Annotated in this window: 13 protein-coding genes; 10 read left to right on the plus strand and 3 right to left on the minus strand. The window is 54.4% G+C overall.

The genetic code is table 11. The features are described from left to right. Positions 1-40: 40 nt before the first annotated feature. On the minus strand, positions 41-1,168 hold the full coding sequence (locus tag QET93_RS08020) for a hypothetical protein (RefSeq protein WP_280125280.1): 1,128 nt from the start codon (positions 1,166-1,168) through the stop codon (positions 41-43). Positions 1,169-1,449: 281 nt separating this feature from the next. On the opposite strand from QET93_RS08020, the gene QET93_RS08025 reads away from it, so the two are divergent. The 4 genes from QET93_RS08025 to QET93_RS08040 are packed head-to-tail and all read left to right on the plus strand — an operon-like array spanning position 1,450 to position 5,633. Continuing rightward, a complete protein-coding gene (locus QET93_RS08025; RefSeq protein ID WP_322189936.1) occupies positions 1,450-3,327 on the plus strand; it encodes a peptide ABC transporter substrate-binding protein in 1,878 nt (625 codons plus the stop codon). Beyond that, positions 3,324-4,244, plus strand: coding sequence for an ABC transporter permease (locus QET93_RS08030; RefSeq protein ID WP_280131605.1), 921 nt, complete (start codon positions 3,324-3,326; stop codon positions 4,242-4,244). The genes QET93_RS08025 and QET93_RS08030 overlap by 4 nt, the downstream gene beginning before the upstream one ends. After that, a complete protein-coding gene (locus QET93_RS08035; RefSeq protein WP_280131604.1) occupies positions 4,241-5,212 on the plus strand; it encodes an ABC transporter permease in 972 nt (323 codons plus the stop codon). The genes QET93_RS08030 and QET93_RS08035 overlap by 4 nt, the downstream gene beginning before the upstream one ends. Further along, entirely contained in the window at positions 5,181-5,633 is a 453-nt protein-coding gene (locus QET93_RS08040; RefSeq protein ID WP_280131603.1) for a DMT family protein, read from the plus strand. The genes QET93_RS08035 and QET93_RS08040 overlap by 32 nt, the downstream gene beginning before the upstream one ends. A 2-nt stretch (positions 5,634-5,635) precedes the next feature. Here QET93_RS08040 and QET93_RS08045 read toward each other — a convergent pair whose 3' ends face one another. Together QET93_RS08045 and QET93_RS08050 are read right to left on the minus strand one after the other, a co-directional pair. Then, on the minus strand, positions 5,636-6,049 hold the full coding sequence (locus QET93_RS08045; protein WP_280131602.1) for a hypothetical protein: 414 nt from the start codon (positions 6,047-6,049) through the stop codon (positions 5,636-5,638). Positions 6,050-6,105: 56 nt separating this feature from the next. Continuing rightward, the gene (locus QET93_RS08050; RefSeq protein ID WP_280125286.1) at positions 6,106-6,243 is read right to left on the minus strand and encodes a hypothetical protein; all 138 of its coding nucleotides are present in this window, start codon (positions 6,241-6,243) and stop codon (positions 6,106-6,108) included. Between QET93_RS08050 and QET93_RS08055 the strand changes: the two genes are divergently transcribed. The 6 genes from QET93_RS08055 to QET93_RS08080 all read left to right on the plus strand — a co-directional run bounded on the left by QET93_RS08055 (position 6,242) and on the right by QET93_RS08080 (position 12,033). Then, on the plus strand, positions 6,242-7,807 hold the full coding sequence (locus QET93_RS08055; protein WP_280125287.1) for a 2-isopropylmalate synthase: 1,566 nt from the start codon (positions 6,242-6,244) through the stop codon (positions 7,805-7,807). The two genes, QET93_RS08050 and QET93_RS08055, sit on opposite strands and share 2 nt — an antisense overlap. 91 nt (positions 7,808-7,898) lie before the next feature. Continuing rightward, positions 7,899-8,564: an aminoacyl-tRNA hydrolase gene (gene pth, locus QET93_RS08060; RefSeq protein ID WP_280131601.1), complete on the plus strand. Its 666-nt coding sequence runs from the start codon at positions 7,899-7,901 to the stop codon at positions 8,562-8,564. A 79-nt stretch (positions 8,565-8,643) separates the two neighbouring features. Then, positions 8,644-9,921 carry a UDP-N-acetylglucosamine 1-carboxyvinyltransferase gene (gene murA, locus QET93_RS08065; RefSeq protein ID WP_280131600.1) on the plus strand — a complete coding sequence of 426 codons (1,278 nt, stop codon included), beginning with the start codon at positions 8,644-8,646 and terminating at the stop codon, positions 9,919-9,921. A gap of 100 nt (positions 9,922-10,021) precedes the next feature. Beyond that, positions 10,022-10,291: an HU family DNA-binding protein gene (locus tag QET93_RS08070; protein ID WP_280125290.1), complete on the plus strand. Its 270-nt coding sequence runs from the start codon at positions 10,022-10,024 to the stop codon at positions 10,289-10,291. 240 nt (positions 10,292-10,531) lie between these two features. Next, positions 10,532-11,269 carry an N-acetylmuramoyl-L-alanine amidase gene (locus QET93_RS08075; RefSeq protein ID WP_280131599.1) on the plus strand — a complete coding sequence of 246 codons (738 nt, stop codon included), beginning with the start codon at positions 10,532-10,534 and terminating at the stop codon, positions 11,267-11,269. Between the two features lie 140 nt (positions 11,270-11,409). Continuing rightward, positions 11,410-12,033: a 5-formyltetrahydrofolate cyclo-ligase gene (locus QET93_RS08080; RefSeq protein ID WP_280131598.1), complete on the plus strand. Its 624-nt coding sequence runs from the start codon at positions 11,410-11,412 to the stop codon at positions 12,031-12,033. Positions 12,034-12,228 lie beyond the last annotated feature (195 nt).

Here is a 12,228-nt window from a genome sequence, read left to right on the forward strand (position 1 = left end):
AAAGTCAATTGAAATCAGGGCGATGGAGATACGATTTTCGTCAAAATTCGTGATCGTTGGACGTTTTCGTTCTGGCATGGATAACGAGCATGCCCACGCAGGTAACGATGAGCATCAGGAACATGAGCCCCAGCCAGGCATAGGTGCTTACAACGGGGGGAATGGATGCGATTTTGTCCGCCAGACTGTATCGGAAACCTTCGGGACTGGGGGTGACGTAGTCGAATTTGATGTTGCTGGACGGTGTTCCCAAATGAGGCATGGAGAGTTCGTCGGCAGCTTGTTCCATAGCGATTTCCTTGGGGATGGGGTTGATGATGAATTGGTCCGTAATAGCCGGTTCCGGCTCATAGATGCCGACAACTTTTCCATGATGGATGAGGGCTACCTGGCTTTTGCTGGCATCGGCATACCGAGCCATGGCGTTCATGCGGAGCTGGCCTGCTTCGGTGAGGGTGGCCACGAGGGAGTTTTTGCCGTGGGGTTTGGCGGTGAGGACGTCTTTGGCTGTGATGTGACTCGTTTCCGCGACATAAACAAATCCGTTTTTCCAGGGAAGTCTGCGGAAACCGGCCGGGGGTTCCTCCATGGGGTCGGTCAGGACGGTGCGGATGGAGAGGATATCTTCTCCTGTGTTGTCGACGGGGGGGCTTTGGATGGTTTTAATGATATTGCGGACTTGCAAGTTGCTTGACGGGTCGTCGGCAGGAATGGTGTGCGGAGAGAAGATGATTTTGGTGGAGAAAAGGTCTTTGGACGAATTTGCGTCGGACGTGATGGCACTGACTTGCTTGTTGTTGTGCAGGCGGTGGGAGATAGTTTGTTCAATGTTTTTGAGCTTATCGTGCTCATTGATAATCTTACCGTCCCATTCCAGGGTAATGCTGCCGAGGTATCTGTTTTGGGCAGCGAATTTTTCTTTCTGTTCCAGGGTGGATTCCATGAATGGATTGACGATGAATGACTGGACGGCAAGAAGGATGATGGATGGTACCAACAGGATGGAAAGGGAGTAAATGAGGAACTTTCCGGCTCGGCTGTTGATGGATTCGTTGCGGTCTCTCAGGCTTGTCCATATCAGAATGATGATGGCAATGCAGAACATGACGCCGATGGCAGAATAGAATGGAAAGTAGGAATCAGGCACGTCGTCAATCATACTGTTCATGGAGGACCGGATTCAAGCTTTGATCGCGCGCGTATCCGTGATCGTATGTATGTCGTACGTTCTCTGCATCTTGAAAGCAAACGGCGAATGACCTTCATTTGCTTTTTTTACTGAAAAGAATGTGGAAATTTCCCTGGAGGAAGAATCGGGACGCCTACTTGAACCGGAATGGCTGCCTCCGTCATGTAGCTGTACGATTGTTTTCCGCAATGGGAGAGAGGTTGCAAAATTCGCTCCACAAATGTGAGTTGTGCTGGCAGAGTGTGCGCATGAGATTGTCCATGATGATTCCGATTGCCGTGCTGCTGCTGTGTGGCGGTTGCCGTGACGGAAGTTCCGTGGATGAGGCAAACAGGAAGGGCATGCTGATCCTTGGCAATAATGCGGAGCCGCAGAGCTTCGATCCCCATATCGCAACGTCTGTGGCGGACAGCAAGATTATCAATGCGGTGATGGAGGGGTTGCTGCGCGGTGACGCTGCCGACGATTCCGCGTATCACCCCGGAGTGGCTCGGACATGGGAGCGGAACGACAGAGCGGATGAATGGACTTTCCATCTGCGGGAGGATGCCGTGTGGAGCGATGGGACTCCTTTAACTTCGGCTGACTTTGATTATGCCTATCACCGCCTGCTGCATCCGAAATTTGGCGGTCGTTATGCCGATATGCTGTATCCGCTGAAGAATGCGGAGGCGTATAACAAGGATCGCCGTGGCGAAATATTGTGTGGACCGGAATCGGGTTTCTCTGTTCCCTGGGAGCGTATCCGTGATGCCAACTGGGAGGGGTTGAAGGATGTTCCCGCGAGTCACCCGGAGCCGGAACTTGTCCGGAAGGGGTTGAATAGGATGACTGCCGGTGAATTGGTGCGCGTTTCTGCCGATCCCGGACTGCTGGCGTGGCCTTCTTCCTGTAGTGATGAAGATCGCCGGGCTGTGCTGGCGTGCATGCTGGCCGATGCCCGGGCGGGAAGGCCCGATTTGTGGGATAAGTCCCGGGTGGGCATTGTTTGTCCGAATTCCCGGACAGTACGTCTGGAACTGAGGGCTCCAATGCCGATGCTTCCCTTGCTGTTGCTGCATAATACGTGGTTTCCGGTGCCGGCTCATGCCCTGGAGGCGCATGGAGGGATGCTGGACCGCTCCGGTGCGTGGACTCGCCCGGGGGCGGCTGTCGGCAATGGTCCTTTTCTGATGGCGGAGCACAGGTTTAACGATTATGTGGAGGTGAGGAAAAACCCACGGTATCACGATGCCGACTCGGTGGGGTTGAATGCGGTGAGGTTCCTGCCGATTGTCAATGGTTTTACGGAAACTCGGATGTATTTCGACGGTAAGCTGCACGTGTCCAACAACGTGCCTGCCGAGATGACGGCCTATGCCAGGCGGAAGGGGGGGGATGAGTTCCGGCAAGAAGATTATTATACGACGATTTTCTACAGGTTAAACGTGAAACGTCCTCCTCTGAACGATGCCCGTGTCCGCAAGGCTTTATCCATGGCTCTGGATCGAGAGTCTCTCGTTCGCGATGTGGCGGGCGGTGCGGGGAAACCCTGTTTCGGTTTTACTCCGCCGGGTGCTGGGTATGAGACTCCCTCCGTAGTCGGATATGCGCCGGACGAAGCCCGGAGATTGCTGGCGGAAGCCGGATTCCCCGGCGGGCGCGGCTTTCCGAGGATTGAATTGATGACGACGTCCCGCGAGGTACAGAAAACGATGGCGGAAGCCATCCAGGCTATGTGGAAGAGCCAATTGGGGATCGAAGTCGATATCCGTTCCTGCGAATGGACGGCGTACAAGTTTGCCCAGAATACGATGAATTACGATATCTGTTCGTCATCGTGGTCGGGGGATTATCTGGATCCGGCTTCGTTCCTGGATTTGTGGACGCAGGATTCGGGCAACAACAACACTGGATGGACGGAGAAAGAATACGACGAGATGATGCGCCGCGCCCATGAAACGGGCGACATGAAGGAACGGACGGACTGGATGCGCCGGGCGGAATCCCTGATGCTGGATGGAGCTCCGGTGATTCCCCTGTATTGGTCACGCAGGTGCTATTTGAAAAGACCGGAAGTTCAGGGATGGCATGCTCTGCTGCTGGACAACCATATTCTGGAGGATGTTCACCTGAAAGGAGGAGATAAAGTTCGATGAAGATGATTCTCAAACGCCTTGCCCAGGGTGCCTTGGTGCTTTTCGTGCTGGAGACGATTACTTTTTTCCTGATCCGCATGCTTCCCGGCCATCCCTTCATGGGGGAAAAGAACCTGCCGGAACATGTACTGGCCCAGTTGCAGGCCAATTACGGACTGGACCAAAGCGCCCTGGTGCAGTACGGGCATTACTGGTGGAATATTCTGGCGCACGGTGACCTGGGGCCTTCGCTGGTCAAGGAAGGAGTCGGCGTGTCCGATATGATCGCCCAGGCGTTTCCGGTTTCCCTCCAGCTGGGCGTTTGGGCCATGGCTTTATCCGTGTTGCTGGGTATCCCTGCCGGCGTCCTGGCCGCCTTGTACAAGAACCGTCTGCCGGACTGGGGCCTGATGATGCTGGCGATGCTTGGCATTTGTATTCCGGCTTTTGTGGTGGCTCCTTTGCTCGGGGTGCTGCTGGGGATGAATATTCCGTGGTTAAGCGTTGCAGGGTGGGATGACCCTATGTGTCTGGTGCTACCCGTGTTGACGCTGGGCTTGATTAACGCTGCGTACCTGGCCCGTCTTTCGCGGGGGGGAATGCTGGAAGTGCTTTCCATGGATTTCGTGAGGACGGCTCGGGCGAAAGGCGCGGGACCGTTCCGGCTGATTTGGACGCATGCCTTGCGGGGGGGCTTGCTGCCGGCCGTGTCGTACCTGGGGCCTGCTTTTGCGGCTTTGATTACGGGATCGTTTGTGGTAGAGACGTGTTTCCAGGTACCGGGCATGGGGCAGCATTTTGTCAATGCGACGACGGATCGCGATTATTTCCTGATTCAGGGGTTGGTGTTGTTTTACGGATTGTTAATCGTCTTGGCCAATTTGGCGGTTGACCTGATTCAATTGGCTATGAATCCGCGCTTGAGGGCATCATCATGAGTGACAGACAGACATTTTCCTCGAAAATATCCGAAATGAACGAGCAGGGGAGTTCTCTATGGCGCGATGCCATGATCCGTCTCAGCCGCAACAGGGCGTCCATGGCGTCCCTGGTCATACTGGCTCTGATCGGGGCAGCCTGCTTTTTGATCCCCCTGCTGCCGTGGCTGCCGAATCCGAACGTACAGGATCTTTCCCGCATTGCGGAGGGCGTTTCCGGGGATCACTGGTTCGGAACGGATCAGCTCGGGCGCGACTTGTTCGCCCGTGTTCTGTACGGAGGGCGGATATCCCTTTTGGTCGGCCTGGTTGCGACGGGCGTCTCCCTGGTGATCGGGGTTGCTTATGGACTGGTTTCCGGCTATGCGGGGGGGAGGTTGGATGCTTTGATGATGCGTACGGTGGATGTGTTGTTCGCGTTGCCGTTTATTGTGCTGGTGATCATTTTCTCCCTGGCCATTCAGGAGCCTTCTTCACAATTGACTGCCTGGGTGACAGAGGTCACCGGGCTGTCTTCCGAGACGGTGGCTCCGATGACCGGGCTGATTCCGCTTTTCATTGCCATAGGCGCTTTGGGATGGCTGACATTGGCTCGTATCGTCCGGACGCAGACGATGGAGTTGAAGAATCAGGAATTCGTCGAGGCGGCTCGTTCTCTGGGACTGGGACATGCGCGTATCCTCTTTTTCCACATTGCTCCGAATTTGCTGGGACCGGTGATCGTCTATACGACATTGTCCGTACCGGGCATCATGCTACTGGAGGCTGTCCTGTCCTTTCTCGGACTGGGAGTGAAGGCTCCCAACTCATCGTGGGGGACCTTGATCAAGGAAGGAGCCGATCGTATGGAGATCACGCCGGAATTGCTTTTGTTTCCTGCCTTGTTTTTTTCGCTAACGCTTCTTGCTCTGAACTTTTTGGGAGATGGGCTGCGCGATGCGCTCGATCCCAGATCATCCAAGGATTGACGAAAGCCGGGAATTGCGTAACGTTTTTGCCGCCGTCCCTCATTGTGACGATTCTGCCATGAAGATTTTGTACTCGCTTATCCTGCTTGTGATATCCAACGGGTTGATGACCCTTGCATGGTACGGGCATCTGAAGCAGAACAGTAAATTCAGCGATAAATCCTTGTTGGTCGTGCTGCTGATTAGCTGGGGTATCGCCTTTTTCGAGTATTGCTTCATGATCCCCGCCAACAGATTGGGGCATTCCGCCGGAATGTCGCTGGCCCAGTTGAAAATTGCCCAGGAAGTAATTACGATTGCTATCTTCATTCCGTTCGCCCTGTTTTACATGGGGGAAAAATGGAAGATGGACTACTTGTGGGCTTTCCTGTGCATGCTGGGTGCCGTTTTTTTCGTCAACAGGGAAAGCCTGATGTCCTGACGTTACAGGCGGGTCATATTGGCGGCTTCTCCGATGTTACCAGGGTCGGGGGCCGTTTCAGGCTCTCCCGAATTGCCGATTTCCCTCACGACTGGCGTGTAAACGGCTTGAGTCGGCGACAGGAATCTCATGGAACCTTCGGTGCGGATGCTGGTCGATGAGGCTCCGTTGTCGGCGGACAGGGACATGGTGACGTTCGTCTCCTCTCCGTTTTCCTGAGCCGTGTAAGTCCCTGTGAATACCTGGGTGGACGTGCGGGCATTGACGGTATCCTGGGAACCGAAGGTGAAATAGGTATTGCCCGATTGCCAGGTTCCCGTGATCGACGACGAGGAATTGGAGTCGCTCCCTCCGCATCCGCCCAGCAACAGGACGGCTACTGGCAGAAGAAAGGAAAGGGGACGTAATATTTTCATGGCTTGATTGTTTGAAGTTTAACGCAAAAACGTTGCCGGGCAAGATTTTCCTTTCCTCATGCACTTGTAAAGGCATCCTTGATGTATGAAGCGGCACGATTGTCGAGGTGATTGCCGGGGATAGTACCGAATCCCGGCTTGATTTTCTGAATTTGGACGGGTAGATTACAGACTTCACAATTAATTACAGCCATGTCTGAACAAGTATATTTCTTTGACACCACTTTACGCGACGGAGAACAATGTCCGGGAGCTTCCATGAATCTCCGGCAGAAACTCGAAGTGGCCCGTCAGCTAGAAAGACTGGGCGTGGATATTATCGAGGCCGGTTTCCCCTGCATTTCCGACGGCGACTTCGAAGCTGTCAGTACGATTGCTTCGGAAATTAAAAACTGCCGTATTGCCGGGTTGGCCCGTTGCGTGAAATCCGACATTGAGGCGGCAGCCAGGGCTTTGGCTCCGGCGGGCGACCGGGCCCGTATTCATGTGTTTCTGGCGACGAGCAAACTGCACCGCGATTTCAAGCTGAAGAAGGCGGCGGATGAAATCCTGAAGCTGGCCGAGGAAGGGGTCGCCTATGCCAAGAGCTTTGTGCAAGACGTTGAGTTTTCTCCTGAAGATGCCAGCCGGACTGAACTTCCTTTCCTGGCCAAGGTTGTCGAGGGAGTCATCCGTGCTGGAGCCACGACGGTGAACATTCCCGATACGGTCGGGTACACGACTCCGGACGAATTTTACAACATCATACGCTATCTGAAGGAAAACGTGCCGAACATTGACGACGCCGTCATAGCCGTCCACTGTCACAACGACCTCGGTCTGGCTACTGCCAATTCGCTGGCTGCCATCAAGGCCGGAGCCCGCCAGGTCGAAGGAACGATCAACGGTATCGGCGAACGCGCCGGCAATGTCGCTCTGGAAGAAGTGGCGATGGCGCTGATGACCCGCAAGGGCGTGTTCGGCGATTTCTCCTGCAATTTGAATACGCGTGAAATCGTCAAGACCTCGCGCATCGTCTCCCGCATGAGCGGCCTGCAGGTGCAACGTTCGAAGGCTATTGTCGGTGAAAACGCATTTGCCCATTCGTCCGGCATCCACCAGCACGGAATTCTGAACAACAGGGAAACGTATGAGATCATCGATCCCCAGGTTGTCGGCTGGGGCGCTACGGAATTGCCCTTGACCAAACATTCGGGACGCGCTGCCGTCCAGGCCAAGCTGAAGCAGCTCGGGCACGTCCTCAGCGACGAGGAAATGATGGTCGTGTTTGAACGGTTCAAGAAGCTGGGCGATTCCAAGAAGTTCGTTTACGACGACGATTTGTCCGCTATTGTGGATACCTCCCTGCATGAAAGCCTCGGTTTGTGGCAGTTGGATTTCATCCAGTTTGTCGCCGGCAGCCATGCCCGGGCGACGGCGACGATCGGCCTCGTCAAGGAAGGCCGCAAGTTTGTGGATTCCGCCATCGGCAATGGCGCCGTCGACGCTGCTTTCAGGGCGATTGAACGCATAACGAAATGCAAGGGCAAGCTGGTAGACTATTCCGTCAATGCGGCTTCCGAAGGCAAGGATGCCTTGGGCGAAGTCACGGTTCATGTCGATTTCGGCAGTGGAACGCCTCTTGTCGGCAAGGGGGCCTCAACGGACATTATCGAAGGTTCCGCCCGCGCTTTCCTCAATGCTCTGAACCGTTCTATCCAGTTGGAAACGAATCCTCCGGTGAAGAACCTGGATGGCGGCGATGCGTGCGGGATTTGATCCTGGCGGCATGTCCTTGAAATTTCAGGCCCCTCCGCCCATGTCACCCCATGGCCGGAGAGGGCTTTTTCCTTTTTCGTAACTTCAATTCATGACTTCTCCCATCATTCTTCCGAAGATGATCGTAGGCCTCGGCAATCCGGGGAAGAACTACGCGTTGACCCGCCATAATGCCGGTTTCATGATTCTTGACAGGCTGGCTGCCCGATGGGGCGTTTCCTTCCGCGACGACAAGCAGCGCAAGGGGATGCTGGCTGCCGGACCTGGCGTGATGCTGGTCAAGCCGATGACGTTCATGAACGAATCGGGCATGTGCGTAGGACCGTTAGTCCGTTTTTTTAAGATCGATCCCCGCGCCGTGTTCGTGATTTACGATGAAGTAGCTTTTCCTCTGGGGACATTCAAATTGAAGGAAGGCGGTTCCGCTGCGGGTCACAACGGCATCAAATCCCTGATCAGCCACTTGGGCACGCAGGATTTTCCGCGTTTGAGGTTTGGAATAGGCGCGCCGGCAGGGCAGGGCAACATGGTGGGGCATGTCTTGGGCACGTTCCCTCCGGATGAACGGGATTTGCTGGAAGCGACCCTGGACAAGGCAGTCGATGCCGCCCTGTGCGTCCGGGAAAACGGCTTGGTGGCTGCGGCCAATGTTTACAATGCCGGCCCCCCCAAACCTCCCAAACAGCGCCGTCCCGGGACGGATGACGGCGAGGGAACGGAAAAACAGGAGTCGCCCCAGAGCCAGGGAGAAGATTGAAATCGGGTGACGGCCCCGCCCCTTTAGTATTGCAAAACGGGCCTGTATGCATATACTCCCGGCTTCATCGGAACTTATTATGGAGAAATTGGTCGTACATGGTGGCTGCACCCTCAGGGGAACCGTCAATATCAGCGGTTCGAAAAATGCGTCTCTGCCTATTTTGGCGGCGGCTTTGCTGACGGATGAACCGGTAATGATCCGCCGTGTGCCCGATGTGTCCGATACCAATTACATGCTCCAGATACTTGGTCAGCTGGGTGCCTCCGTCGAGCGGTACAGCGGCAATGTCCGTATCGAAGCTAAAGAAATTGCAGCCGTCGCCACCTATGAACAGGTTCGCAAAATGCGTGCCTCCATTTGCTTGCTGGGGCCTATTCTGGCTCGCAAGCACGAGTGTCATATCCCGCTTCCGGGAGGATGTGTCATCGGCGACCGCCCGGTCAATCTTCACATCCGGGCCGTTGAAGCGTTGGGCGCCAAAGTGGAAATTGCCAATGGTGTCCTGAAAATTTCTGCTGAAAACGGTCTGCATGGCACCGTTGTCGATCTGAGGGGGGACAACGGCCCGACCGTACTGGGGACGGATAATTTGATGATGGCGGCTGTCCTGGCCCGGGGGGAGACGGTGATCGAATCCGCCGCCTGCGAGCCGGAAGTCGTCGACCTGGCCCATTTCCTGATCCGCATGGGAGCCAAAATCGAAGGAGCCGGCACGAGCCGCATCGTCATTGAAGGTGTGGAAAGGCTTCATGGCTGCAACCATACCGTGATCCCGGACCGCATCGAAGCCGGGACATACATGGTGGCTGCCGCCATGGTTGGGGACGGGGTTACGATCCGTCGCGTCTGCCGGGAACACCTGCAGGCTATTACCCAGGCTTTGATCGATTGCGGGCATAACGTCCAGTTCAGCGAACGCGGCGACGTCGTTACCGTCGTCCCGGGGAAGGAACCGCGGAGCGGCAAAATTTTGACATCTCCCTATCCCGGTTACCCGACGGACATGCAGGCGCAGATGACGGCGCTTTTTGCGACGACTCCCGGCATCAGCGTGGTCAAGGATACGATTTTTCCGCAGCGTTTTATGCATTGTTCGGAATTGAAGCGCATGGGGGCCGACATCAAAGTGGATAACGGTTCCGCCGTGATTACCGGCGTGGAAAGCCTGAGTGCCGCTCCCGTGATGGCGTCCGACCTCCGGGCTTCCGCGGCTCTTGTTCTTGCCGCCCTTAAGGCTGAGGGAACGACCGAGATCCACAGGCTTTACCACATTGACCGCGGCTATGAGTTGATAGATGAAAAACTTCTGTCCATCGGAGCCGCTGTGGAAAGAAAGCCGGACGACGAAGAATAATTCCTTTTGCCGGCCTGGAGGAGACGTGTCAAAATCAGACGTTAAGAGTTGATTTTTATCTTTACAGCATACAATGCCTCATGTATTTCTGAAATCTCCTATGAACAAGGCTCAACTTATCGAAGTAATTCAGAAGACGCTGGGTGCCGATGCAACGAAGAAGCAGGCTGAAGAAGCCCTCTCCGCCGTTGTTGAAGCAATCAAAGTTGGTGTGCAAAAGTCCGGCAAAGTGCAGATTATGGGCTTTGGCACCTTTGCTACCAAGACCCGTGCCGCCCGTACAGGCCGCAACCCCAAGACCGGGGAAGCGATTACCATCCCCGCATCCCAGACGGTTGCTTTTAAGGCTTCTTCTTCTTTGAAGGCTTAATGCTGCATCGTCGCACATTTTTTGTGCGGATGATTGTATTTACTCAAGAGGCTGTCGCATCCGTTGTGGTGGGACAGCCTCTTTTTGTACGGAAATGCAAAATATTGTCATTTCCGTATATTTTCATTCCCGGCTTGTTTTTTTTCTTGCCTCAGCAGTGGAATAAATCTAATTCCTAAGAAGAGTCCGGGATGTTGTTTGCTTAGAAGAACCGGTATAAGGACTCGAAGTGGACTACCTATGAAAGATTTTATTAATGCCTCGGATTATTTGACGAAATTAATGGAGTTGGGGAAACCCCTTGTGGCGGACGATGCGGCAGCGCGCAGCAGACGTACTTTTTTGCTGGAAGCGGCGGCTTTGCTGATGCTGACGAGTTGTTCCGGTTCGGGCAAGGTCGGTCCTGCGCCAATGATCTCCTTCACTCCGTCTTCCGTGCCCTTGATCAAGCGTTCTCCCGGCCGTCTCAGGAAGGAATGCCGCATTGTGGAAAACATGATGATGTCGTCCAATTCCCGCCTCCGCAGGACAAAGGGACACTCGATGAAGCCGCGCTTCATTACCGTGCATAATACGGAAAATCCGAGCGCCGGCGCGATGCAGCACGCGCGGGCATTGAATAACGGCGCCTTGCGCAACAACTGGCATTTCACTGTCGACCAGGATCTTGTCGTCCAGCATCTTCCTCTGAATGAATCGGGTTACCATGCCGATTCCGGCGGTCCCGGCGATCGTTATTCCATCGGGATCGAAATGTGCGAAAAGCGCGGGGAGAGCATCGCCCGCACTTTTGACCGTTCCGTGAAATTGATCGCTTTTCTCATGTATGAGTACGACATCCCTTTGCGCAATGTCGTGCCGCATTATTACTGGACGGGTAAAAAATGTCCCCATCTTCTTTTGGACAACGGTGTTCCCCGGGCCAAATGGGCTTGGTTCATTTCGCGTGTGGACTATTACTGCCGTTGTATCAGATGAGGCGGCAGGCAAGGGGAGAACCCAGATCCGGCTTGATGCGACGGAACGCTTTCCCTTCTGTCGCCCACTCTCTTTGTTTTCCCGGAAAAAACTTGTCTCTGGCGTGAAACCTGCCTAAATAAGGTAGAAAGGTTTATTTGATGGAAACAATACTGGAACAGAAAAAAATCATACGCGACCAAATCAAGCGGGAATTGAAGCTTCTGGGTGCTCCGGAAGTGGCCAGATTGTCCCGTACGATCCGCAGACGTTTGATTCCCGTGATCAATGGGTTGAAAGAAAAGAAGGAATCTCCCGTCCGGGTCTCCGCTTTTGCCGCCAGGCCGTTTGAAGTTGATTTGCTTCCGCTGGTGGCTCTGATGCCCGAGGTGGAATGGTATTTTCCCCGGTGCATCGGCCCCCATGATATGGAATTCCGGCGCGTAACCAATACGTCGGAGCAACTTCTTCCGGGATATAAAGGAATTCGCGAACCAAGGCCGGATGCGGAGCTGATCGCACCCGCTCGGCTGGATCTCATTCTTTCTCCCGGCGTTGCCTTTACCCGTGACGGAAAACGCCTGGGATTTGGCAAAGGATTTTACGATGCGGTGTTCTCCCAATCTCCCGACAGCCTTAAAATTGGCGTATGTTTCCCATGCCAGCTCAGAAGCGACATTCCCCTTGATTCCCACGATTTCATCCTGAATGCCGTGGTTGTCGCCGGAGAAGGCCGCAATATTGATCTGCTGGAAGATTCTTCCCTGGGGCAGGAATTTGCCTGACGTTTTCTTCTTTTTTCAAACCGGCAGCCAGCCTCCGCACTTTCGTTTGCGGAGGCTGGCTTTTTTTGTACAAGCGGATCCAAAAACCGCTATTTTTCATGATAAGTTTGTCACGTTGAGTTAAATAACGATCGCGTTATTTTGACAATTTGACATTCCCGGGCAAGGTTGTAGAAATGTAAGTCGTTGAAAGAG

Origin of the sequence: Akkermansia sp. N21116, assembly GCF_029854705.2 — a bacterium.
In the GTDB taxonomy this organism is placed as follows: domain Bacteria; phylum Verrucomicrobiota; class Verrucomicrobiia; order Verrucomicrobiales; family Akkermansiaceae; genus Akkermansia.

Excerpts from the sequence above, each read along its gene's own strand:
- QET93_RS08020 (WP_280125280.1), bottom strand. The coding sequence starts at position 1,168 with ATGAACAGTATGATTGACGACGTGCCTGATTCCTACTTTCCATTCTAT.
- QET93_RS08025 (WP_322189936.1), top strand. The coding sequence starts at position 1,450 with ATGATGATTCCGATTGCCGTGCTGCTGCTGTGTGGCGGTTGCCGTGAC.
- QET93_RS08030 (WP_280131605.1), top strand. The coding sequence starts at position 3,324 with ATGAAGATGATTCTCAAACGCCTTGCCCAGGGTGCCTTGGTGCTTTTC.
- QET93_RS08035 (WP_280131604.1), top strand. The coding sequence starts at position 4,241 with ATGAGTGACAGACAGACATTTTCCTCGAAAATATCCGAAATGAACGAG.
- QET93_RS08040 (WP_280131603.1), top strand. The coding sequence starts at position 5,181 with ATGCGCTCGATCCCAGATCATCCAAGGATTGACGAAAGCCGGGAATTG.
- QET93_RS08045 (WP_280131602.1), bottom strand. The coding sequence starts at position 6,049 with ATGAAAATATTACGTCCCCTTTCCTTTCTTCTGCCAGTAGCCGTCCTG.
- QET93_RS08055 (WP_280125287.1), top strand. The coding sequence starts at position 6,242 with ATGTCTGAACAAGTATATTTCTTTGACACCACTTTACGCGACGGAGAA.
- QET93_RS08050 (WP_280125286.1), bottom strand. The coding sequence starts at position 6,243 with ATGGCTGTAATTAATTGTGAAGTCTGTAATCTACCCGTCCAAATTCAG.
- pth (WP_280131601.1), top strand. The coding sequence starts at position 7,899 with ATGACTTCTCCCATCATTCTTCCGAAGATGATCGTAGGCCTCGGCAAT.
- murA (WP_280131600.1), top strand. The coding sequence starts at position 8,644 with ATGGAGAAATTGGTCGTACATGGTGGCTGCACCCTCAGGGGAACCGTC.
- QET93_RS08070 (WP_280125290.1), top strand. The coding sequence starts at position 10,022 with ATGAACAAGGCTCAACTTATCGAAGTAATTCAGAAGACGCTGGGTGCC.
- QET93_RS08075 (WP_280131599.1), top strand. The coding sequence starts at position 10,532 with ATGAAAGATTTTATTAATGCCTCGGATTATTTGACGAAATTAATGGAG.
- QET93_RS08080 (WP_280131598.1), top strand. The coding sequence starts at position 11,410 with ATGGAAACAATACTGGAACAGAAAAAAATCATACGCGACCAAATCAAG.